The sequence below is a fragment of the uncultured Escherichia sp. genome (genome assembly GCF_948475835.1).
Classification (GTDB): domain Bacteria; phylum Pseudomonadota; class Gammaproteobacteria; order Enterobacterales; family Enterobacteriaceae; genus ECMA0423.
The window spans coordinates 1-24,194 of the sequence record NZ_CAOLGM010000063.1 but is presented as its reverse complement, the minus strand read 5'-3'; the positions used below and the strand labels follow the sequence as shown (position 1 = coordinate 24,194).

The window sequence follows — 24,194 nt, the reverse complement described above, 5'->3', positions numbered from 1 at the left end:
GTAAGCTGCGGTTCCGTTAACGTATAACTCGCTTTCAGGTTTTTCAGCTGCCCACGCGGTATGGTCACTGAGCCCGCTTCACCTGCCCCGAGATTCACTTCGCTCTTATCACCAAACCAGACGCGCTGAGTCACAAAGGTGGCATCAGGTTTAATTGGCGTCACGGTTTCAAAGAAGCGGAAACCCCAGGTCAATAATTTCTCAGACTCATTAAAACGGATACGGTCGGTTTTCGCCCCCAACACTACGGAGATTAAACGCATATCGCCCTGGGTAGCCGAAGCAACCAGATTATATCCCGCGCCTGCCGTGGTTCCTGTCTTCATGCCATCAACATTCAGATTGCTGCTCCACAGCAGACGGTTACGGTTAGGCTGACGAATTTTGTTGAAGGTGAACTCTTTCTCTTTATGAATGGCGTACTCTTCCGGCACATCGTGGATCAATGCTTTACCCAGCAATGCCATATCGCGCGCGGTGCTGAACTGCCCCGGCGCATCCAGGCCGTGCACCGTCTGGAAGGTAGTGTTGGTCAGACCCAGTTTTTTGGCATAACCATTCATCAGACCAATAAATGACTCCTGGCTCCCGGCAACGTAATCAGCCAGCGCAATACAGGCGTCATTACCGGACTGGATAATCACACCTTTGTTCAAGTCTGCCACCGAAACCTGATCGCCCGGTTTGAGGAACATTACCGATGAACCACGCAGTGCCGGATTTCCCGTCGCCCAGGCATCTTTACCGACCGTCACCATATCGGTGAGTTTAATCTTATCGGCCTTAAGCGCCTGCCCAACCACATAGCTGGTCATGATTTTAGTCAGGCTCGCGGGATCCAGTTTCTCATCCGCGTTGCCTTCTGCCAGCACTTTACCGCTGGCGTAATCCATTAAAATCCATGCACGCGCATCCACGCTCGGCGCTTCAACGGTTTGTTCCGCCGCGAATGCCGTTGGGGCAAAAAGGAATAAAAATGCAGAACCCGCTGCAAGACCACGAAGGAGAGAGGAGTATTGCGTCATAAATGCCACCCGAGTATCCATTCAAAAAAAATACGTTATATCGCCGTATGATAAGTTCGGTGATTAATAACGCACACACAAACTTAAAGAAACCGTAAGTTGGTAAAGTTTTTAAAGTTTATGCAATATCCTGCCGCTTCGCTGCTTCTGGTGTCATTTTTTTGCCAGCTGTTGCTTAAAAGTTAACTTTACTTCACCATCGGAGTCCTGTTCAGCCTGTGGCTGCCTGTCGGAAAAGGGGTGAGTATGATTACGCTGTGGGGTCGGAATAATTCAACCAACGTAAAAAAAGTATTGCTGACGCTCGAAGAACTGGAACTACCTTATGAGCAAATTCTCGCGGGCCGTGAGTTTGGGATAAATCACGATGCTGATTTTCTGGCGATGAACCCTAACGGGCTGGTGCCGTTGTTGCGTGACGACGAAAGTGATCTCATTCTTTGGGAATCAAACGCCATTGTCCGCTATCTGGCGGCACAGTACGGGCAAAAACGTCTGTGGATCGACTCACCGGCACGTCGTGCGGAAGCGGAAAAATGGATGGACTGGGCAAACCAGACGCTCAGTAATGCTCATCGCGGGATCCTGATGGGATTAGTCAGAACACCACCGGAAGAGCGCGATCAGGCCGCCATTGATGCCAGTTGCAAAGAGTGCGACGCCCTGTTTGCCCTGCTCGATGCGGAACTGGCAAAAGTAAAATGGTTCTCTGGCGACGAGTTTGGTGTGGGCGATATCGCTATCGCACCGTTCATCTACAATTTGTTTAACGTTGGCCTGACCTGGACACCGCGTCCAAATCTGCAACGCTGGTATCAGCAACTCACTGAACGCCCCGCAGTGCGCAAAGTGGTGATGATTCCCGTTAGCTAATTGCGTGGGCTAACTTTAAGTAATTCCCCACTGGACTCGTCGGTGAGAACGTATAAATAACCGTCGGGTCCAGTGCGAACATCACGAATTCGCTGCCCTCTGTCCGTTAAAATACGGCCATCTTCTGTCACTTTGTCGCCGTTGACGCTCATCACAATGACATCTTTATCTTTCAGCGCGCCAATAAATAATTTTTGCTGCCACTGGGGGAATTTATCGCTGTTATAGAAGGCCATGCCGCTCACAGCGGGCGAATCTTTCCAGTAAAAAACAGGTTGCTCGGTCCCGGCGACGATCTCCCCTTTCGCTTCCGGTATCTTAAAGCCTGAATAGTTGATTCCCCAGGTTGCCAGCGGCCAGCCGTAGTTTTTGCCTTTTTGCGGGATATTAATTTCATCACCACCGCGCGGGCCATGTTCATTCAGCCACAGTGCATTACTCCACGGATTCATCGCCATTCCTTGCGGATTACGAATGCCATAAGACCAGATCTCGGCGCGCACACCGGATTCCTTTATAAAAGGATTATCATCCGGGATTTCGCCCTGGTCGGTCAGACGCACCAGTTTGCCCTGTAATTTATCCAGATCCTGCGCCGTCGGGCGCTGATTGTTTTCGCCCAGAGCAATAAAAAGATAACCTTTACCGTCGAATACCAGCCGCCCGCCAAAATGGTTGCCGGTAGACAGTTTTGGCATCTGGCGGAAGACGGTGCGGAAGTCGGTCACTTTTGAGAGATCATCACTTAAGCGGCCATAACCCACAGCAGTTCCGGCTTTGCCATCATCGCCAACTTCGGAATAACTTAACCAGATGCGGCGAGACTGAGCAAAATCAGGCGCTAAAACCACGTCCAGCAGGCCGCCCTGCCCGTGCGCCCAAACGTCCGGAACTCCGGAAAGCGGCGCAGATAATCCTTTTCCTGCTTGCCAGTGACGCAACTCGCCGCCGCGCAGAGTGATTAACATACCGTGATTATCGGGTAAAAAGGCCAGTGCCCAGGGATGGTCGAGTTTGTCTTGCAGTACTTCGACATTTACCGTTGCAGGAGCCGCCCAGAGAGCGGAAGAAAGACAAATAAGGGGCACAAGGAAAAAGGATTGTCGATGCATAACGCCTCCGGATTGACTCTGGCTTAAAGCGTAGTCAGTGGAGGAGATAACAAATTCATTTTTACAAAAACTTAAACATGAAGGGGGAGACGCTTTCTCCCCCTTAGTTTTCAGGCCTTCTCAAGCATGGCGTGCTTCTGCAGGCTCTGGATACTCAGCGTTAAGCTCATCAGACAATTTTCAAGCTTATCGGCGTTGACGGTAATAACAGTCGGGCAATCATGGTGCCCACTCATCAAACATACTGCGGCTGTCGCTAATGCTTCTTCAGCATGATGAAGAGCACTCCACTCTTCCTGATCCAGATGAAGATTCAACCGCAGCGATTTATCGTGCAGTTCGCGATTCAGTTTAAAAAAGTTATCTCGTAGATGATTGCTTTCGCTGACGGACATGTATCCTTTTGCCTTCCTCAGTTGCACGTATGCAGCGAGGTCAACGCGTGCGTCGATCAACCGGTTCAGCAGATCGATTCGCTGTCTGTCAACGAACATACTTCGATCCTCCTCTTTCCAGCCTTGTTGCAATTAAATAGTATGGCTATTTTTTGAGCAAAATGCTGTCCAGGATCAATTCTTCACGCCGAATTAACAAAATTTACATTTCCTTCGCCTCCGCCAGCGAATGAGATTGCGATACAAATTTTATCCAGAACTCTGTAGAATCCCTGCCCTGACCTTTCCTGTAACTGAATATTTTTTAAGCTATGAGCAAAGTAACTCCCCAGCCGAAAATCGGCTTTGTTTCCCTTGGCTGTCCGAAAAACCTTGTCGATTCAGAGCGTATTCTCACCGAACTCCGCACTGAAGGTTATGACGTGGTACCGAGCTATGACGATGCGGACATGGTGATCGTCAACACCTGCGGCTTTATTGACAGCGCGGTACAAGAATCACTGGAAGCCATTGGTGAAGCGTTGAATGAAAACGGCAAGGTAATTGTGACCGGTTGTCTGGGGGCAAAAGAAGATCAGATCCGCGAAGTCCACCCGAAAGTGCTGGAAATTACCGGGCCTCATAGCTATGAGCAGGTTCTGGAGCACGTTCATCACTACGTGCCAAAACCGAAACACAACCCATTCCTGAGCCTGGTGCCAGAACAAGGTGTGAAACTGACGCCGCGTCATTATGCCTATCTGAAAATTTCGGAAGGCTGTAATCACCGCTGCACCTTCTGCATTATTCCGTCTATGCGCGGCGACCTGGTGAGCCGTCCGATTGGCGAAGTGTTAAGTGAAGCGAAACGTCTGGTAGATGCGGGCGTTAAAGAGATTCTGGTGATCTCGCAGGATACTTCCGCCTATGGCGTTGATGTTAAACATCGTACTGGCTTCCACAACGGCGAGCCGGTAAAAACCAGCATGGTCAGCCTGTGCGAACAGTTATCGAAACTGGGGATCTGGACACGTCTGCACTACGTTTACCCTTATCCGCATGTGGACGACGTCATCCCACTGATGGCAGAAGGCAAAATCCTGCCGTATCTGGACATTCCGTTGCAGCACGCCAGCCCGCGCATTCTCAAACTGATGAAGCGTCCGGGTTCTGTAGATCGCCAACTGGCGCGCATCAAACAGTGGCGCGAAATCTGCCCGGAACTGACCCTACGCTCAACCTTTATTGTCGGCTTCCCTGGCGAGACAGAAGAAGATTTCCAGATGCTACTCGACTTCCTGAAAGAAGCGCGTCTGGATCGCGTTGGCTGCTTTAAATACAGCCCGGTTGAAGGTGCAGACGCCAATGCCCTGCCTGACCAGGTTCCGGAAGAAGTTAAAGAAGAACGCTGGAACCGTTTCATGCAGCTGCAGCAGCAGATTTCCGCCGAGCGCCTGCAAGAGAAAGTGGGCCGTGAAATTCTGGTGATTATCGACGAAGTGGACGAAGAAGGCGCGATTGGTCGCAGCATGGCAGATGCACCGGAAATCGACGGCGCGGTTTATCTCAATGGTGAAACCAACGTTAAGCCGGGTGATATCCTGCGTGTGAAAGTCGAGCACGCCGATGAGTACGATTTGTGGGGTAGCCGGGTTTAATTAATTCAGGCCGGGCAAAATCATTTGTCCGGCCTGCGAATAATGATTACTGCCAGCTAATCTGAGCCCTGCCGTTTTTCTTACTCTTATACAGCCGCTCATCCGCCAGCATTTTCAAGCGTTCGACGGTGGTACATTCATTTGAATGCGCTACACCGATACTGGTACTTAAATTAATGCTTCCCACCTGGAAATGAACGATTTCTTTTAGAATCGATAGCAACTCTTCCAGCGTTCCACCCGTATAAATCACCGCAAATTCGTCACCGCCGAAGCGGTAGATTTTACCTTTATCTACCGGGATCTGTGATTTAAGGATTTTCACCACTTTCATCAACACTTCATCGCCCAGCAAATGACCGAAGGTGTCGTTAATGTTTTTGAATTTATCGACGTCAAACAGGCACAAATAACCGCCTTTTTCCGGCAGCGCTTTTAAATCTTCGTCAAAGGATTTTCTGCCCATTGCTTTGGTCAGGTCGTCCAGGAACGCCGAGTTATACATACTGTAGAGTTTTTTGACATCGGCAGCCGAAAAGAAAAGCCCGCCATCCAGTACGCGTTCAAAATGGTTATTAATGATGGCTTCTTTCTCCACAATACCACGATTAATCACTCTGCGTACCAGATAGAGGCAACTGGTACCCGATATCACTGCCACCAATGCGGCAAAGAAAATAATCAATGTACAGACCCGCAAATAAACATCTTTTTTATACGCAAATACGTACAATCCGGTCGGCAAATAGGCGAAGTGCTCCATCGCTTCCGAAACGGTGAAGATGGCGTTTTTAGCATAATATTCATCACCGGTCACCGGTTTACCGTTCTTAAATAGAGAGAACATCAGGTTCTCGCTGTCCATCGCCAGCGATTTTGACAGTAAAGAAAAACGCTCCAGACCAAGCAAAAATATCAGACTACGATTGTGAGTTACCGGATAGAGGTAATAGACGAAGGTTTTACCGTCAAAAGAGATAAACCCTGTATTTTTGACATGTCGATACTTCACAACCTGCATAATATCTGCACAATAATTTTTCTCGAACTCCTTTACCTGAATACATTCGTCACTGGAAATCAGATAAGGACCGACATCGTACAAGTAAGAGGGTGAAACCGAGTCAGCGTAAGCTGTGCGTAAGCCAACCAACAGCTGTTCCTCCGTGGGATTTAGCGTATTGATAAGATCAATTGCCACGCTACGCCGATATTCAGCAATATTTGCCACCGCAAAAGCAGTATCAATAACGGACTGTTTCAGGCTATACACCCGTTCCTTTACCATTTGAGTGTAGATCCCGCAGGCAACTGCTGAAATCATGATAAAAATCAGCAGACTGACTGTAAGTACGAACTTATTGATTCTGGACATACGTAAACTACTCTTTTACTAATTTTCCACTTTTATCCCAGGCGGAGAATGGCATGGGTTTCTGGTACAGATACCCTTGGGCCTGAACACATCCTAATTTGATTAATTCGCGCGCAACGTCTTCGCTCTCTACGCCTTCCGCAATCACCGGGATCCGGTTATAGCGTGCCAGATCGAAAATAATGCGCACAATTTTTCCCGCAGTACCGAAAATATCGCCGGTAAATTGCGAGTCCACCTTTATGCTGTCTGGATTAATTTCATAAAAACGTTTCAGGTTTGACAAACCGGTGCCAAAGTCATCAATCGATATCCGTACCCCTTGTTTACGCAGTTGTTCAATATTGAGATAAAAATGTTCATTAATTCGCTCGATCACGGTTTCAGTGATCTCAACACAGAGGCTGTTCGCCTTCAGGCCATTTTCTTTCATGATGGTGGTAAAACGCTCATGAAAGTGCGGTTCGTTTAACTGCCAGGGCGAAACATTAATATGCAGTAAGAAATCATCCTTCAGCGACGCACGCTGACTAAAATGTCTGAATTCACCCATTGCCGTTTTAATAATCTGATAACCCAGCTCATTGATAAACCCGATATCTTCAGCAATGGTAATGAACTTCAGCGGTGAAATGATCCCCCGCTCCGCAGAAACCCAACGGCACAACGCCTCCGCGCCCAGAATGGCGCGGGTGTTAATATCAACGATCGGTTGATAGACGAGGAATAGTTCGCCAATTTCCATTGCATGGCGAATATTACGCGCAATCCAGATATTCTCTTCTATTTCGTTGAGTTTCGCGTCATCACAAAAAATAAACTCGGAGAACATATGGTCACGGATACTGGAAATCGCCAGTTTCAGTTTTTCTGCGTAACTCCAGGCGTTTTCCCCCTGCAAAGGTTCACAAATGGCAGACTTATGGATGCGCAGATTGCGGTAGCCAAAGCTGCTGTCAAAATCGTTTACCATCGCTATTTTACGGGTAAATGTCTGTACATTTTCCCGACACAGAAGTAAATAGAGATCGGCATTGAATGTCACGATATCGCAGCATTGCGCATATTTCTCGGCAATTCGCTGACACAATTTCCTGACGATTTTATTGCGTTCATCAACACCAAACACCGCTTCCACGGCTTCCAGACCACACAGTTTGATGATCCCCACAGCCAGATACTGATTATTGTTGGACTCAATAATCGCCATATTTTTAATAAAACCGCTTTCCTGATCGTAAGAGATCAGTGAGAGCAATTTATTTGACCGTTCAATTTCGGCATCTTTCATTTCCGCGATCGAATTTTTGATGCTGATAATCTCTTTCGCATCGCCTTCGCGAATTTTCAGAGCCTCGATTTGATCCGTTGAGTCGGGCAAAAACGCCAGCGTATTAACCAGCTCGGTCATTTCAGAAAATTGCCGACGGAACACACGAGTGGTCATGAAATATACCACCAGCAACACGATAATAATGAACGCAAACGGTAGATAAAAAAGTTTATCTGATGCGTTCAATAAATTACCGCCAGGATAATAAAAATAGATTTCGAACAATGCATTATTTGGCACTGCTGATGTCTTTGCAATATACTCCGTATCGACAGAATCAATAATATTATAATTACCTTCGCTATTATAAATAATCAGTTTTTCACGAGCGAGTTGATTCTTGGCAATGATCTCATGACCTTGTTTCAAAAATAGAACTTCATCATTAGCGCTGATTTGATCAAGATACTCGTTCAGATACCGCCAGTTTAAATCGACATGAATTTTATCTACCGCTAACAAATCGTGATCTTTGCCGTTGATACGTAGCGTAAAAGAGATACATTTTTTACCCGGACGATCAAAGCAATTGTATGCCGGATTCCAGCTGTTGTTAGAGTCATCTGAAGCCACCGACCACGGTCGTTTCGATGGGTTAAAATCGGCAAAAATAACCCGCCCTGACTCGTCGACAAGCGGTCCATTTACTTGTTCCTGATGATAAACAACGATTTTATCATTCGCCCTCCGTGAAAAGAGATAATATTTATTATCATCAAGTACCAGTCCCACCGAGTCTAAAAATGGCATCATTTCCATTTTCAGAATCACGGCGCGTTGAATCCCCTCTGTATTTTTTAATAAATACAGTGAGTCCTTTAATGTCAGGGCCGAACGTTCAATATCTTTAAAGAAATAGCCAACGTTTTTCTGAATAAGTTCAAAGCGGCTATCGGCACGTTTTACCGCGCGTTCCGATACCAGTTGATAGTTAATGATGAAAAAAAGACCAATAAATGACAGTGCTGCCAATAAAAATAAAATTATCAGCCTTATCTTTATCTTTTCGTATAAACTCAGCATGTTAATACATTTAACAAAATAACTATCTGAACGCTGTGCCGCTGCAAAAATAGTCCCTTGCTGCGGCTTTTTAACCAAATTACCCGATTCTACAAAATCAGCAGAAAGTTACAACACTTGCTTAGGGCAATAATTTCCTGTGAGGTGATTACCCTTTCAAGCAATATTCAAACGTAACTATCCTTTAATTTTCGGATCCAGCGCATCGCGTAAACCATCGCCCAACAAATTGAACGCCAGTACGGTCAGAAAAATAGCCAGGGCCGGAAAAACAGCGACATGCGGCGCGATAACCATATCCGCTCGTGCCTCATTGAGCATTGCTCCCCACTCTGGTGTCGGCGGCTGCGCACCGAGGCCGAGAAATGACAGGCTGGCGGCAGAGATAATCGAGGTGCCAATGCGCATGGTGAAAAACACCACGATAGACGAGACGGTCCCAGGCAAGATATGACGCAATAAAATGGTCATATCGCTGGCACCAATACTGCGTGCTGACTCAATAAAGGTTTGCTGTTTCAACACCAGCGTGTTGCCGCGCACCAGGCGGGCAAACGCGGGGATGGAAAAAATGGCGACTGCGATAATCACGTTAGCAATGCCGCTTCCCAACACCGCAACAACAGCGATCGCCAGTAAAATACCCGGGAAGGCAAACAGCACATCGCAAATGCGCATGATCAGCCGATCCCACCAGCCTTCATAATATCCAGCCAGCAAGCCCAGCAACGTCCCTATCGCCGCACCGATAAACACGGCAAACACGCCCGCCGCCAGCGAGATTTGCGCACCAACCAGGACACGGCTGAAAATGTCGCGCCCCAGTGAATCGACGCCAAACCAGTGCTGCAAAGAAGGTCCGTTATTCAGATTGTCATAATCAAAATAATTTTCGGCGTCATAGGGAGCGATCCAGCGTGCAAAAATGGCCACCACAATCAATAAAATAACGAATAATGCGGCGGTCATCGCCATATGCTGACGGCGAAATCGTCGCCAGAATTCATGCCACGGTGTACGCACCTGGTCAGGTTTGACCAGTGGCATGGCGTTTAACACCGCCTGACGTCGCCAGTTAAATAGTCGCATCCTTACTTGTACCTGATAGCCGGGTTAATGGCGGCGTAAAGCACATCCACCACTAAGTTGATAAGAATAAATTCCAGCGAGAAAAGCAGAATTTCCGCCTGAATCACCGGGTAATCGCGCATTTCTACGGAGTCAACGAGTAAGCGTCCAAGTCCGGGCCAGTTGAAAACTTTCTCCACCACGATAGAACCACCGAGCAAAAAGCCAAACTGTAAGCCCATCATGGTCACTACCGGGATCATCGCGTTACGTAGCCCGTGTTTGAGGACAACCCAGGTTTCGCTCACCCCTTTCGCCCTCGCGGTACGCATATAATCTTCGCTTAAAACATCGACAAACGACGCGCGGGTAAAGCGCGCCATCACGGCTGCCACTGCCGCGCCGAGCGTCAGGGAGGGTAAAATGTAGTGCTGCCAACTGTCTGCTCCCACGGTAGGCAGCCAGCCCAGTTCAACGGAGAATACCTGAATTAAAAGCATCCCCAGCGCAAATGCCGGAAACGAGATCCCCGACACCGCAATGGTCATACTCAATCGATCCGGCCAACGATTACGCCAGACGGCGGCGATAATTCCCGCCGCCATACCAAATATCACCGCCCAGACCATACTGGTTATGGTCAGCCACAGCGTTGGCATAAAGCGGCTGGCAATCTCATCGGCAACCGGACGACGCGACACCATCGACAGGCCAAAATCCCCCTGCACAGCATTGCTGATATAGTGCCAGAACTGGTGATACAGCGGCTGATCCAACCCCAGCTGCTGACGCACCAGTTCTATAACCTGCGCATCAGCTTCGGGCCCGGCAATCAATCGCGCCGGATCGCCGGGCAGCATATGCACAAATAAAAACACCAGCACCGAGACGATAAACAGCGTCGGAATCAACCCCAGTAATCGTTTGATAACGTAATTAAGCATTCCACTCCCTGCGTTGCTTATTGCAAATCCGCGTCTTCAAAGCTGAAGCCGGTGTCTGGCATGATCCAAAAACCGGTCAGGTTTTTACTGTGTGCCGACACCAGTTTTTCTACCACCAGCGGGATCCACGGCGACTCTTGCCAGATGATATCCTGCGCCGCCTTATACAAGCGGGTCTTTTCCGCCGGATCATTAGTTTTCAGTGCCTGAGCCAGGAAGTCATCCACCTGTTTATTGCTGTAAAACGCGGTATTAAACAGCGTCGGTGGCCAGTTTTGCGAGGCAAACAACGGCGATAGTGCCCAGTCGGCTTCGCCGGTTGAAGCCGACCAGCCAGTGTAGAACATCCGCACGCCGCTCTCTTTTTGCCCTTTACCTTCAACTTCTGCCGCCCGCTGTCCGGCATCCATCGCAGTCACCTGGGCTTTAATCCCGACCTGCGCTAACTGCTGCTGGGTAAATTGCAGCACTTTCTGCGCGGTGCTGTGGTTATGTGACGACCACAGCGTGGTACTGAAACCGTTGGGATATCCCGCCTCTTTCAGTAATTCGCGCGCTTTCACTGGATCGTAAGGCCACGGTTTATAACTTTGCGCGTAGGCGATACTTGGCGGTACCACACCAGTAGCTGGCGTTGCATAGCCCGCAAAGGCAACTTTCACCAGCGCCGGACGGTTAATGGCGTAATTCAGCGCCTCACGGACCTTCGGGTTATCGAACGGCTTTTGCGTCACGTTCATACTGATATAACGCTGCATAATTGACGGACTGGCCATCAACTCGATATTTTTGTTTTTCTCCAGCAGTGTGGCCTGCTCGTAGGGAATGGGGAAAGCAAACTGCGCTTCACCGGTTTGCAGCATTGCCGCGCGGGTGTTGTTATCCGCCACCGGACGCCAGGTTATACTGTCCAGTTTGGGCATTCCTGGCTGCCAGTAACCCGCGAATTTTTTCACCTTCACAAAATCGGTCTGATTCCAGGTATCCAGTTCATACGGTCCGGTTCCCACCGGATGAAAACCAATCTCCTTGCCATATTTTTCCAGCGCTGCCGGTGAAATCATCGCGGTCGCCGGATGGGCAAGAATATTAATAAACGCTGAGAACGGCTGTTTGAGAGTAATCTTTACTGTTGTTGGATCGATCGCCTCCGTTTTGGCAATATTCTTATACAGGTTATAGCGTTTAAGATGATTCGCCGGATCGCTGGCCCGGTCCAGATTCGCTTTTACCGCCGCTGCGTTGAAATCGGTGCCATCCTGGAATTTAATTCCTTCCCGCAATTTCACGGTGTATGTAAGGCCGTCATCGGAAGCGGTATAACTCTCCGCCAGCACGTTTTTCAGTTTCATCTCTTTATCCAGACCAAACAGCCCCTGGTAAAACGATTTCGCTACGGCCTGAGATAACGTGTCATTTGCGTCATACGGATCGAGCGTGGTGAAGTTCGATCCTACCGCCACCACCACATCTTTGGCAGCGAATGCACAAGATGCCATCAACGCTGTCGCAATGCCCAACGCCACTAACCCACTACGGTGTACAGCTCTTGCCATTTTATTCTCCGCCTGAATGTTATCTACGCATGAATGCGTATTCTGATTGTGGTTGTGCGACGTAATGCCCCGGCCCGACGCATTGCAACGAGACGGCTGCCACCTCTTCGCCACGCAGATGAATATTGCTGGGAAGATCGTCCGACAGCAGTACACGCTGCGGTCGTTGTCGGGACGGTTCAGCGACCGGAACTGCCGCCAGTAATTTACGCGTATAAGGATGCTGCGGGTTTTCGAAGACCGCGCGCCGTGGACCAATTTCAACAATTTGTCCGAGATACATCACCGCCACACGATGACTAATCCGCTCTACCACGGCCATATCGTGGGAGATAAACAGATACGCAATGCCGAAATCACGCTGGAGATCGAGCAACAAGTTGATAATCTGCCCGCGAATAGAAACATCCAGCGCCGAGACGGCTTCGTCGGCAATGATCACTTTCGGATTCAATGCCAACGCGCGAGCAATGCAGATGCGCTGGCGCTGACCGCCGGAAAACTCATGCGGGTAACGCCAGGCATGTTCAGGTAACAGGCCCACGCGCTCCAGCAACCACGCAACGCGTGCAGCCGCTTCTTTACCTGGCAATAAACCGTGTACACGCAGCGGTTCGATAATCGAATCACCGATGGTCTGACGTGGGTCCAGCGAAGCGTAAGGGTCCTGAAAAATAAACTGAATATCCCGGCGCAATGCCTGAAGTTTGCCGGGTGACAAGGTATCGATTCTCTGACCGTTAAAGATAATTTCGCCGCCCTGCGATTCGACCAGGCGCAGCAACGCCCGCCCGGTAGTGGATTTACCGCTGCCAGACTCGCCCACCAGCGATAGCGTTTCGCCAGGCCAGAGATCAAAACTGACTTTCTCAACGGCATGCACTTCCCGCGTTACGCGATTCAACAAACCGCTGCGCAAAGGGAAACGGGTGACAAGATTACGCACTCGTAAAACAGGTTCGCCATCCACCACCGTTTTCTGCTCGATGGGGGGGGCCTGTTTCGCTGGATGTTCAAGCGATATCAACGGGAAACGTCGGGGATAATCTAACCCTTTCATCGCACCAAGTTGCGGAACAGCAGCTAACAGCGCACGGGTGTAAGGATGTTGCGGTGCATGAAAAATCTGTTCGACGGTACCCGTTTCCACCGCCTCGCCCTGATACATCACCAGTACCCGATCGGCAATCTCTGCCACCACGCCCATATCGTGAGTGATAAAGATAACGCCCATCGACATCTCTTTTTGCAATACTTTGATTAATTGCAGGATCTGCGCCTGAATAGTGACATCCAGCGCGGTGGTTGGCTCATCGGCAATCAGCACCGCCGGGCGGCATGACAGCGCCATCGCAATCATCACTCGCTGGCGCATCCCGCCAGAGAGTTGATGCGGATAACGTGAAAGAATGGTTTGTGCCTCAGGAATGCGTACCTGATCCAGCATCCGCTTCGCCTCGACCATCGCTTCTTCACGACTGGCGTTCTGATGCAGACGAATTGATTCGGCAATCTGTTCACCCACAGTAAATACCGGGTTCAGCGATGTCATCGGCTCCTGAAATATCATCGCCATATCCGCACCGCGAACATGGCGCATTTGTGCTGCGCTCTGCTCGCTAAGTTCAATCACTTCGCGACTGCGCCGCTGCAACAGCATTTTATCGCACTGTACTAAACCGCCCGCCTGTTCCAACAGGCGCATCAATGCCAACGCAGTCACTGACTTACCGGAGCCGGATTCGCCAACAATTGCCAGCGTCTCACCGCGTTGCAGACTAAAAGAGAGATTGCGGACCGCAGCTATTTTCTGCTGGTCCTGCATAAAGGCAATATTCAGATTTTCAACCGCCAGCACATTACCGGCATCAAGTTCATCACTGTGTGGCAACGGTGTCCCCTTTTTCACGGTAGATACCGGTGGTTGGCGTATCGCCTGCGTAGCCCCAGGCGCGATACATTCCTTCGGTGTTAAACGGTAGCGCGACATTCCCTTCATGGTCGATAGCGATTAAGCCACCGCTACCGCCAAGCGCAGGGAGTTTTTCCATTACTACCCGCTCGCAGGCTTCCGCGAGACTTAATCCGCCGTAATCCATTAACGCGGCGATGTCATATGCCGCCAGCGCGCGGATGAAGACTTCGCCCGTGCCGGTACAAGAAACCGCCACACTGGCGTTATTGGCGTAGCATCCGGCACCCACTAAGGGACTATCGCCAACTCGTCCGGGTAATTTATTGGTCATTCCGCCTGTGGACGTGGCTGCCGCCAAATTGCCGTCTAAATCCAACGCCACGGCCCCCACGGTGCCCATTTTCTGTTTTTCATCCAGTGGCGCACCGCTATGGTCGAGGACGGTTGCCCCTTCCTTGCGCGCTGCCAGTAGTTGTTCATAACGCAAAGGCGTGGAGAAAATCTCCGGCGAGACGCGCTCCATGCCACGAGCAAACGCAAAATTTTCTGCCCCTTCGCCAATCATCATCACATGCGGGCTTTGCTCCATCACCAGCCGGGCGGCAAGAACCGGATTACGCAGATGACTAACGCCCGCCACCGCACCGGCTTTCAGGGTGTTACCATCCATCACACAGGCGTCCAGTTCATGGGTTTCATCACGCGTAAAGACAGCGCCAATTCCGGCGTTAAACAGTGGACACTCTTCCAGCAGACGCACCGCTTCCGTCACCACATCCAGCGCACTTTCGCCCGCTTCCAGCATTTTCTGCCCGGTTTCAACAATGGCAGACAACGCCTCAATGTAGCGTAATTCCTGTTGCAGACTCATCTGCGCGCGGCTAATTGCACCTGCGCCACCATGAATTGCAATGACTGCTTTGCCCATAGTATTCGTCCATTAAGGGTGGCTCGCCACTTTTGCTATAAATATCAGAATTTTTATGAATTACTCATTCAATTTTTGAATATAGAAAGATGGATATGGCATGTAAAGGCAGGAGCCAACGCTACGCCCGAGGTGGCATACAGTCTGTGGCGTTTTTCTGACATAATAGGCAAATTCGATTTTGCCTCCACAGGAGTGTTTTCATGGAATTTACCACCGGATTGATGTCGCTCGACACCGCGCTTAATGAGATGCTTTCTCGCGTCACCCCACTGACCGCCCAGGAAACGCTGCCACTGGTACAGTGTTTTGGTCGTATTCTGGCGAGCGATGTCGTTTCGCCGCTTGATGTTCCGGGGTTTGATAACTCCGCAATGGACGGCTACGCGGTGCGTTTAGCCGATATTGCCTCCAGGCAACCGCTGCCCGTTGCCGGTAAATCCTTTGCCGGTCAGCCGTACCATGGTGAATGGCCTGCGGGTACCTGCATTCGTATTATGACCGGTGCGCCGGTGCCGGAAGGCTGCGAAGCGGTGGTGATGCAGGAGCAGACTGAACAAACGGACAATGGCGTGCGTTTTACTGCTGAAGTGCGTAGCGGGCAAAATATTCGCCGTCGCGGTGAAGATATCTCTGCAGGTGCGGTTGTTTTCCCGGCGGGAACTCGCCTGACTACCGCTGAACTGCCAGTGATTGCTTCACTGGGGATTGCCGAAGTTCCGGTGATTCGTAAAGTGCGTGTAGCGCTTTTTTCTACCGGTGATGAACTCCAGTTGCCCGGTCAGCCACTGGGCGATGGCCAAATCTACGATACCAACCGTCTCGCCGTACACCTGATGTTAGCACAGTTGGGATGCGAGGTAATCAACTTAGGGATTATCCGCGACGATCCACATGCCCTGCGCGCCGCATTTATTGAAGCCGACAGCCAGGCGGATGTGGTGATCAGTTCCGGCGGTGTTTCAGTGGGTGAAGCGGATTACACCAAAACCATTCTTGAAGAGCTGGGGGAGATCGCCTTCTGGAAGCTGGCGATTAAACCGGGTAAACCGTTCGCGTTCGGTAAACTTTCTAATAGCTGGTTCTGCGGCCTGCCGGGCAACCCGGTTTCAGCGACGCTGACCTTCTATCAACTGGTACAGCCTTTGCTGGCAAAACTAAGCGGTAACACCGCCAGCGGCCTGCCCGCGCGCCAGCGCGTACGCACAGCGTCCCGCCTGAAAAAAACGCCAGGTCGCCTTGATTTCCAGCGCGGCGTGCTGCAACGCAACGCCGATGGCGAACTGGAAGTGACGACCACCGGACATCAGGGTTCACATATATTTAGCTCCTTTAGCCTCGGCAACTGCTTTATCGTGCTGGAACGCGATCGCGGCAATGTGGACGTGGGCGAATGGGTGGAAGTAGAACCATTTAACGCGTTGTTCGGAGGCCTGTAATGGCGGAACTCAGCGATCAGGAGATGCTGCGCTACAACCGGCAAATCATTCTGCGCGGTTTTGATTTTGACGGTCAGGAGGCGCTAAAAGATTCTCGTGTGCTGGTCGTCGGCCTCGGTGGACTCGGCTGCGCAGCCTCGCAGTATCTGGCAAGCGCCGGTGTCGGCAACCTGACGCTGCTCGACTTCGACACGGTTTCGCTCTCGAATCTGCAACGCCAGACGCTGCACAGTGATGCCACGGTCGGGCAACCTAAGGTTGAATCCGCACGTGACGCCCTGGCGCGGATCAACCCGCATATTGCGATTACGCCAGTCAATGCACTGCTGGATGACGCTGAACTTGCTGCGATGATTGCTGAACACGATCTGGTGCTCGACTGTACGGATAACGTTGCGGTACGTAATCAACTGAACGCAGGCTGTTTTGCCGCGAAGGTACCGCTGGTTTCCGGCGCGGCAATTCGTATGGAAGGTCAAATCACGGTCTTCACTTATCAGGACGGTGAACCATGCTACCGCTGCCTCAGCCGTTTGTTTGGTGAAAATGCATTAACCTGCGTGGAAGCAGGCGTAATGGCACCGTTGATTGGCGTGATTGGTTCGTTGCAGGCAATGGAAGCGATCAAGCTGCTGGCAGGTTATGGCAAACCGGCCAGCGGGAAAATCGTCATGTACGATGCGATGACCTGTCAGTTTCGCGAAATGAAACTGATGCGTAATCCGGGGTGTGAGGTGTGCGGGCAGTAATTGCCACCTCCAGGCCTGATAAGACGTGGCAGGCATCGGTGCACTCCGCCACGTCATCAGCAATTTATGAGGATGCAGAACGTCCGGTTAAATCGACGTTCTGCCAAACGCTCCCTGCCAGTCCTGCTCAAACTTCGCCACAGCGGCATCAACCGCCGGATAGCTAATCATCTGCTGCGCCACATCCAGCGGCAGAGTAATTGATTCACATCCTGCCAGTAAGCAGTCCAGAGCCTGACGCGGGGTTTTGAAACTCGCTGCCAGCACTTTCGCCTGCGGCGCATGCATTTTCAATAACTGGTGTAAGTCGGTCACAGTCTGAATACCGCTACCGCCCTGAGCATCAATACGATTAACGTAAGGCGCAACATATTCCGCACCTGCCAGCGCCGACAGCAACCCTTGTGCCGCACCATATACCGCGGTTCCCAGCGTCGGAATCCCTTCCGCTTTTAACATCTTAATAGTTGCCAGCCCCTCGGCGGTCACCGGAACTTTCACCACGATATCCGCAATAATAGAGCGCAATTTACGTGCGTCATTCACCATCCCTTCAGCAGTGGTAGCCATTACCTGGGCAAACAGACGCCCCTGACCGCCCATCGCTTCATGAAGTTCCGGAAGCACAACCTCCAGCGGTTTTTTACCCGCGGCGATAATGCTTGGGTTAGTGGTCACACCCGCCAGCGGAAAAATACGTGACAGCGCCTTCACCGCAACAACGTCTGAAGTATCCAGATACAGTTCCATAACCATCCTCAAAATGTACTTTTTGTCTGAATGTAGACTATCACGGGAAAACTCTCTGAACAGTTGACGCACATCAATCTAACTTTCATTCGAAAGTATTTTAATGTTTGAACGAAACAGAGAGGCAACTATGATTTTCAATATTCAGCGCTACTCGACCCATGATGGCCCCGGTATCCGCACGGTCGTATTTCTTAAAGGCTGTTCGCTGGGCTGCCGCTGGTGTCAGAACCCGGAAAGCCGCGCCCGCACGCAGGATCTGCTGTATGACCCACGACTGTGTCTGGAAGGCTGCGAGCTGTGCGCTAAGGCCGCGCCGGAAGTGATTGAGCGCGCGCTGAATGGTTTGCTTATTCATCGGGAAAAGTTAACCCCGGAGCATCTGACGGCGTTAACCGACTGCTGTCCGACACAGGCATTAACCGTGTGTGGTGAAGTGAAAAGCGTTGAGGAGATCATGACGACCGTTCTGCGCGATAAACCGTTTTACGATCGCAGCGGCGGCGGTTTAACGCTTTCGGGTGGTGAACCCTTTATGCAGCCGGAAATGGCGATGGCGCTACTGCAAGCCAGCCACGAGGCCGGCATTCATACTGCGGTAGAAACCTGTCTGCATGTGCCGTGGAAATATATCGCCCCTTCTCTGCCCTATATCGATCTGTTTCTTGCCGATTTAAAACACGTTGCCGACGCGCCGTTTAAACAGTGGACCGACGGTAACGCCGCCAGGGTGCTGGATAACCTGAAAAAACTCGCCGCAGCGGGCAAAAAAATCATTATCCGCGTGCCGCTGATTCAGGGCTTTAATGCCGACGAAACCTCTGTGAAAGCCATTACCGATTTTGCCGCCGACGAGCTGCACGTTGGCGAAATTCATTTCCTGCCCTACCACACGCTGGGCATCAACAAATATCACTTACTTAATCTGCCCTATGACGCCCCGGAAAAACCGCTTGATGCGCCAGAGCTGCTCGATTTTGCCCAGCAGTATGCCTGCCAGAAAGGGTTAACCGCGACCTTACGAGGATAACAACCATGACCACACTGAAACTGGACACGCTCAGCGACCGCATTAAAGCGCACAAAAATGCGCTGGTGCATATTGTGAAACCGCCAGTCTGTACCGAGCGCGCGCAGCACTATACCGAGATGTATCAACAACATCTCGATAAGCCGATCCCGGTACGTCGCGCGCTGGCACTGGCGCATCACCTGGCGAATCGCACCATCTGGATCAAACACGATGAGTTGATCATTGGCAACCAGGCAAGCGAAGTTCGCGCCGCGCCGATCTTCCCGGAATATACTGTCTCGTGGATCGAAAAAGAGATTGATGATCTGGCAGATCGTCCCGGTGCTGGCTTTGCGGTGAGCGAAGAGAACAAACGCGTTCTGCATGAAGTGTGCCCGTGGTGGCGCGGTCAGACCGTACAGGATCGCTGCTACGGCATGTTTACCGATGAGCAAAAAGGTCTGCTGGCGACCGGAATCATTAAAGCGGAAGGCAATATGACCTCCGGCGATGCGCACCTGGCGGTGAATTTCCCGCTGCTGCTGGAAAAAGGTCTTGATGGTCTGCGTGAGAAAGTAGCGGAACGTCGCTCGCGCATCAATCTGACGGTGCTGGAAGATTTACATGGCGAACAATTCCTGAAAGCGATTGATATCGTGCTGGTGGCAGTCAGTGAACACATTGAACGTTTCGCTGCCCTGGCGCGTGAAATGGCTGCTACCGAAACTCGCGAAAGCCGTCGCGATGAACTGCTGACGATGGCAGAAAACTGCGATCTTATCGCCCACCAGCCGCCGCAGACTTTCTGGCAGGCGCTGCAACTGTGTTACTTCATCCAATTGATTTTGCAGATCGAATCTAACGGTCACTCGGTATCGTTTGGTCGTATGGACCAGTATCTCTACCCGTACTATCGCCGCGACGTTGAACTCAACCAGACGCTGGATCGCGAACACGCCATCGAGATGCTACATAGCTGCTGGCTGAAACTGCTGGAAGTGAACAAGATCCGCTCCGGCTCACACTCAAAAGCCTCTGCGGGAAGTCCGCTGTATCAGAACGTTACCATTGGCGGACAAAATCTGGTTGATGGTCAACCAATGGATGCAGTGAATCCCCTCTCTTACGCGATCCTCGAATCCTGCGGTCGCCTGCGTTCCACTCAGCCTAACCTCAGCGTGCGTTACCATGCAGGAATGAGTAATGATTTCCTCGACGCCTGCGTACAGGTGATCCGTTGCGGCTTCGGGATGCCGGCGTTCAACAACGACGAAATCGTGATCCCGGAATTTATTAAACTCGGTATTGAACCGCAGGACGCTTACGACTACGCAGCGATTGGTTGTATCGAAACCGCCGTCGGTGGCAAATGGGGCTATCGCTGTACCGGCATGAGCTTTATCAACTTCGCCCGCGTGATGCTGGCGGCGCTGGAAGGCGGGCGTGATGCCACCAGCGGCAAAGTGTTCCTGCCACAAGAAAAAGCGTTGTCGGCAGGCAACTTTAACAATTTCGATGAAGTAATGGACGCGTGGGATACGCAAATCCGTTATTACACGCGTAAATCAATCGAAATCGAATATGTCGTCGACACCATGCTGGAAGAGAACGTGCACGATATTCTCTGCTCGGCGCTGGTGGATGACTGTATTGAGCGAGCGAAAAGTATCAAGCAAGGCGGCGCGAAATATGACTGGGTTTCTGGCCTGCAGGTTGGCATTGCCAACCTCGGCAACAGCCTGGCGGCAGTGAAGAAACTGGTATTTGAACAGGGCGCGATTGGTCAGCAACAGCTGGCTGCCGCACTGGCGGATGACTTCGATGGCCTGACTCATGAGCAACTGCGTCAGCGGCTGATTAACGGTGCGCCGAAGTACGGCAACGACGATGATACTGTCGATACGCTGCTGGCTCGCGCTTATCAGACCTATATCGACGAACTGAAACAGTACCATAATCCGCGCTACGGTCGTGGTCCGGTTGGCGGCAACTATTACGCGGGTACGTCATCTATCTCCGCTAACGTACCGTTTGGCGCGCAAACTATGGCAACGCCGGACGGGCGTAAAGCCCACACCCCGCTGGCAGAAGGCGCAAGCCCGGCTTCCGGTACTGACCATCTCGGCCCAACGGCAGTCATTGGATCGGTGGGTAAACTGCCTACAGCAGCGATTCTCGGCGGCGTGTTGCTCAACCAGAAACTGAATCCGGCGACGCTGGAGAACGAATCTGACAAGCAGAAACTGATGATCCTGCTCCGTACCTTCTTCGAGGTGCATAAAGGCTGGCATATTCAGTACAACATCGTTTCCCGCGAAACGCTGCTGGAGGCGAAAAAACATCCCGATCAGTATCGCGATCTGGTAGTGCGTGTCGCGGGCTATTCCGCCTTCTTCACCGCGCTCTCTCCAGACGCTCAAGACGATATCATCGCCCGTACTGAACATATGCTGTAATCTCCTCGGCCCGGCGGCGTCGTCGCCGGGCTAAATCATTCACATCATCAATTTCATCCTTACTTTCATTCGAAATATAATTTGTGCTCTACGTCACATTGTTATTACACTGTTACGGTTTCATTTTCGAGCCGGGAGCACACCTATGAGCGTAAAAGTTATCGTCACAGATATGGACGGTACTTTTCTTAACGACGTCAAAACGTACAACCAACCACGTTTTATGGCGCAATATCAGGAACTGAAAAAGCGCGGCATTGAGTTCGTTGTCGCCAGCGGTAATCAGTATTACCAGCTTATTTCGTTCTTTCCTGAGCTAAAGGATGAGATCTCTTTTGTCGCGGAAAACGGCGCACTGGTTTACGAACATGGCAAGCAGTTGTTCCACGGCGAACTGACCCGACATGAATCGCGGATTGTGATTGGCGAGTTGCTAAAAGATAAGCAACTCAATTTTGTCGCCTGCGGTCTGCAAAGTGCATATGTCAGCGAAAATGCCCCCGAAGCATTTGTCGCACTGATGGCAAAACACTACCATCGCCTGAAACCTGTAAAAGATTATCAGGAAATTGACGACGTACTGTTCAAGTTTTCGCTCAACCTGCCGGATGAACAAATCCCGTTAGTGATCGACAAACTGCACATAGCGCTGGATGGCATTATGAAACCCGTCACCAGTGGTTTTGGCTTTATCGACCTGATTATTCCCGGTCTACATAAAGCAAACGGTATTTCGCGGTTACTGAAACGCTGGGATCTGTCACCGCAAAATGTGGTAGCGATTGGCGACAGCGGTAACGATGCGGAGATGCTGAAAATGGCGCGTTATTCCTTTGCGATGGGCAATGCTGCGGAAAACATTAAACAAATCGCCCGTTACGCTACCGATGATAATAATCATGAAGGCGCGCTGAATGTGATTCAGGCTGTGCTGGATAACACATCCCCTTTTAACAGCTGACCTCTCTACCGGAGCCATGCGCTCCGGTTTTCCCTTCTTTTTACATCCTGTACATCACATCAAATCATTAAACTTGCATTAACTTATTTATAACTTATATTGTCACATGCAAATCATCATAGTTTCGAATGAAAGTTATGCGAGGTGGTTATGGCTTCTACTTTTACCAGCGACACATTGCCTGCCGATCACAAAGCAGCTATCCGTCAGATGAAGCACGCGCTGCGGGCGCAGCTTGGCGACGTCCAGCAGATCTTTAATCAGCTAAGCGATGACATTGCCACGCGAGTGGCTGAAATCAACGCACTCAAAGCACAGGGCGATGCCGTCTGGCCGGTGCTGTCTTATGCCGATATCAAAGCAGGTCATGTTACTGCAGAGCAGCGCGAACAGATTAAACGTCGCGGTTGTGCGGTGATAAAAGGCCATTTCCCCCGCGAACAAGCGCTAGGCTGGGATCAGTCGATGCTGGACTATCTGGACCGCAACCGCTTTGACGAGGTCTACAAAGGCCCCGGCGATAATTTCTTCGGGACGCTCAGCGCTTCACGTCCCGAGATTTACCCCATCTACTGGTCGCAGGCGCAAATGCAGGCTCGCCAGAGTGAAGAAATGGCGAATGCGCAGTCGTTTCTCAATCGTCTGTGGACATTTGAAAGTGATGGAAAGCAATGGTTTAACCCGGATGTAAGCGTCATCTACCCTGACCGTATCCGCCGCCGTCCGCCCGGAACGACCTCCAAAGGTCTTGGAGCGCATACCGACTCCGGGGCACTGGAACGCTGGCTGCTTCCAGCGTATCAGCGCGTTTTCGCCAACGTCTTTAACGGCAATCTGGCGCAATATGATCCCTGGCATGCGGCACATCGTACGGAAGTTGAAGAGTACACGGTGGACAACACCACCAAATGTTCCGTGTTTCGGACATTCCAGGGCTGGACAGCGCTCTCTGATATGCTGCCTGGTCAGGGGCTGCTGCACGTCGTGCCCATTCCTGAAGCCATGGCGTACGTACTGTTACGTCCGCTGCTTGATGATGTGCCGGAGGATGAACTGTGCGGCGTAGCGCCCGGAAGAGTATTGCCGGTATCAGAGCAATGGCATCCACTGTTGATTGAGGCGTTAACCAGCATTCCAAAACTCGAAGCCGGAGACTCCGTCTGGTGGCACTGCGACGTCATCCATTCCGTTGCCCCCGTTGAAAATCAACAGGGCTGGGGCAACGTGATGTACATTCCTGCGGCACCGATGTGCGAGAAAAATCTTGCCTACGCGCACAAGGTGAAGGCCGCACTGGAAAAAGGCGCATCGCCGGGCGACTTCCCGCGCGAGGACTATGAAACAAACTGGGAAGGACGCTTTACGCTTGCCGACCTCAACATTCACGGTAAGCGAGCGTTGGGCATGGATGTTTGAGAGTTAATGGAAGTGAATTGATGTGGGATTAAGAAAATCGATTCGACGTTACTCAGATTGCTGACAAGTGCGCTTTCTTAATGCCTGATGCGGCGTTAACGCCTTATCTGGCCTACAAAGTCCTGCAGATTCAATATATTACAGGTACTGCGTAGATACTGTTATGGCCTGCAAGTTTTTTCCTGGTCCGGTTTCCCGGATTGCAGGCATGCCAGACACAGCGCCGT

At 51.0% G+C, this 24,194-nt stretch carries 19 protein-coding genes; 8 read left to right on the top strand and 11 right to left on the bottom strand.

The genetic code is table 11. The features are described 5' to 3' along the window. Positions 1-1,025 (bottom strand): serine-type D-Ala-D-Ala carboxypeptidase (gene dacC / locus QZF50_RS13480; RefSeq protein ID WP_290388890.1); only part of this gene is annotated, 1,025 nt, incomplete at its 3' end. A 246-nt stretch (positions 1,026-1,271) separates the two neighbouring features. On the opposite strand from dacC, the gene gstB reads away from it, so the two are divergent. Then, the gene (gene gstB / locus QZF50_RS13475; RefSeq protein ID WP_001295292.1) at positions 1,272-1,898 is read left to right on the top strand and encodes a glutathione S-transferase GstB; all 627 of its coding nucleotides are present in this window, start codon (positions 1,272-1,274) and stop codon (positions 1,896-1,898) included. On the opposite strand, the gene yliI is transcribed toward gstB, so the two are convergent. Together yliI and bssR are read right to left on the bottom strand one after the other, a co-directional pair. Beyond that, complete coding sequence (gene yliI / locus QZF50_RS13470) at positions 1,895-3,010, bottom strand: aldose sugar dehydrogenase YliI (RefSeq protein WP_000555035.1); 1,116 nt, start codon at positions 3,008-3,010, stop codon at positions 1,895-1,897. The genes gstB and yliI overlap by 4 nt on opposite strands. Positions 3,011-3,120: 110 nt before the next feature. Beyond that, positions 3,121-3,504: a biofilm formation regulator BssR gene (bssR, locus tag QZF50_RS13465; RefSeq protein ID WP_000497137.1), complete on the bottom strand. Its 384-nt coding sequence runs from the start codon at positions 3,502-3,504 to the stop codon at positions 3,121-3,123. A 212-nt stretch (positions 3,505-3,716) separates the two neighbouring features. Between bssR and rimO the strand changes: the two genes are divergently transcribed. Then, a complete protein-coding gene (gene rimO, locus QZF50_RS13460; protein ID WP_000049367.1) occupies positions 3,717-5,042 on the top strand; it encodes a 30S ribosomal protein S12 methylthiotransferase RimO in 1,326 nt (441 codons plus the stop codon). A 46-nt stretch (positions 5,043-5,088) separates the two neighbouring features. Here the strand turns inward: rimO and QZF50_RS13455 are convergent, their stop codons facing one another. From QZF50_RS13455 to iaaA, 7 genes are all read right to left on the bottom strand, one after another. Continuing rightward, the gene (locus QZF50_RS13455) at positions 5,089-6,417 is read right to left on the bottom strand and encodes a GGDEF domain-containing protein (protein WP_000086916.1); all 1,329 of its coding nucleotides are present in this window, start codon (positions 6,415-6,417) and stop codon (positions 5,089-5,091) included. A gap of 7 nt (positions 6,418-6,424) precedes the next feature. Further along, positions 6,425-8,773, bottom strand: coding sequence for an EAL domain-containing protein (locus QZF50_RS13450; protein WP_001471275.1), 2,349 nt, complete (start codon positions 8,771-8,773; stop codon positions 6,425-6,427). A 177-nt stretch (positions 8,774-8,950) separates the two neighbouring features. After that, the gene (gene gsiD, locus QZF50_RS13445; RefSeq protein WP_001236044.1) at positions 8,951-9,862 is read right to left on the bottom strand and encodes a glutathione ABC transporter permease GsiD; all 912 of its coding nucleotides are present in this window, start codon (positions 9,860-9,862) and stop codon (positions 8,951-8,953) included. A 2-nt stretch (positions 9,863-9,864) separates the two neighbouring features. Further along, complete coding sequence (gene gsiC / locus QZF50_RS13440; RefSeq protein WP_000936043.1) at positions 9,865-10,785, bottom strand: glutathione ABC transporter permease GsiC; 921 nt, start codon at positions 10,783-10,785, stop codon at positions 9,865-9,867. A 17-nt stretch (positions 10,786-10,802) separates the two neighbouring features. Continuing rightward, positions 10,803-12,341 (bottom strand): glutathione ABC transporter substrate-binding protein GsiB, encoded by a 1,539-nt coding sequence (gene gsiB / locus QZF50_RS13435; protein WP_290388889.1) that lies wholly within the window; start codon positions 12,339-12,341, stop codon positions 10,803-10,805. A gap of 19 nt (positions 12,342-12,360) precedes the next feature. Then, complete coding sequence (gsiA, locus tag QZF50_RS13430) at positions 12,361-14,232, bottom strand: glutathione ABC transporter ATP-binding protein GsiA (RefSeq protein WP_001315369.1); 1,872 nt, start codon at positions 14,230-14,232, stop codon at positions 12,361-12,363. Then, entirely contained in the window at positions 14,219-15,184 is a 966-nt protein-coding gene (iaaA, locus tag QZF50_RS13425) for a beta-aspartyl-peptidase (RefSeq protein WP_000513775.1), read from the bottom strand. The genes gsiA and iaaA overlap by 14 nt, the downstream gene beginning before the upstream one ends. A gap of 203 nt (positions 15,185-15,387) precedes the next feature. Here iaaA and moeA point away from each other — a divergent pair, with 203 nt between their 5' ends. Both moeA and moeB read left to right on the top strand, forming a co-directional pair. Continuing rightward, positions 15,388-16,623 (top strand): molybdopterin molybdotransferase MoeA, encoded by a 1,236-nt coding sequence (gene moeA / locus QZF50_RS13420; protein ID WP_290388888.1) that lies wholly within the window; start codon positions 15,388-15,390, stop codon positions 16,621-16,623. Beyond that, positions 16,623-17,372, top strand: coding sequence for a molybdopterin-synthase adenylyltransferase MoeB (gene moeB, locus QZF50_RS13415; protein ID WP_000829244.1), 750 nt, complete (start codon positions 16,623-16,625; stop codon positions 17,370-17,372). The genes moeA and moeB overlap by 1 nt, the downstream gene beginning before the upstream one ends. 87 nt (positions 17,373-17,459) lie before the next feature. On the opposite strand, the gene fsa is transcribed toward moeB, so the two are convergent. Continuing rightward, a complete protein-coding gene (fsa, locus tag QZF50_RS13410; protein ID WP_001351540.1) occupies positions 17,460-18,122 on the bottom strand; it encodes a fructose-6-phosphate aldolase in 663 nt (220 codons plus the stop codon). Between the two features lie 130 nt (positions 18,123-18,252). Between fsa and QZF50_RS13405 the strand changes: the two genes are divergently transcribed. The 4 genes from QZF50_RS13405 to QZF50_RS13390 all read left to right on the top strand — a co-directional run bounded on the left by QZF50_RS13405 (position 18,253) and on the right by QZF50_RS13390 (position 23,967). Continuing rightward, on the top strand, positions 18,253-19,152 hold the full coding sequence (locus QZF50_RS13405) for a glycyl-radical enzyme activating protein (RefSeq protein ID WP_001307076.1): 900 nt from the start codon (positions 18,253-18,255) through the stop codon (positions 19,150-19,152). A gap of 5 nt (positions 19,153-19,157) precedes the next feature. Further along, positions 19,158-21,590 (top strand): glycyl radical protein, encoded by a 2,433-nt coding sequence (locus QZF50_RS13400; protein ID WP_000209359.1) that lies wholly within the window; start codon positions 19,158-19,160, stop codon positions 21,588-21,590. A 145-nt stretch (positions 21,591-21,735) separates the two neighbouring features. Beyond that, complete coding sequence (gene ybiV / locus QZF50_RS13395; RefSeq protein WP_000114286.1) at positions 21,736-22,551, top strand: sugar-phosphatase YbiV; 816 nt, start codon at positions 21,736-21,738, stop codon at positions 22,549-22,551. A 150-nt stretch (positions 22,552-22,701) separates the two neighbouring features. Further along, positions 22,702-23,967 carry a DUF1479 domain-containing protein gene (locus QZF50_RS13390; protein ID WP_000168797.1) on the top strand — a complete coding sequence of 422 codons (1,266 nt, stop codon included), beginning with the start codon at positions 22,702-22,704 and terminating at the stop codon, positions 23,965-23,967. Positions 23,968-24,194: the final 227 nt, after the last annotated feature.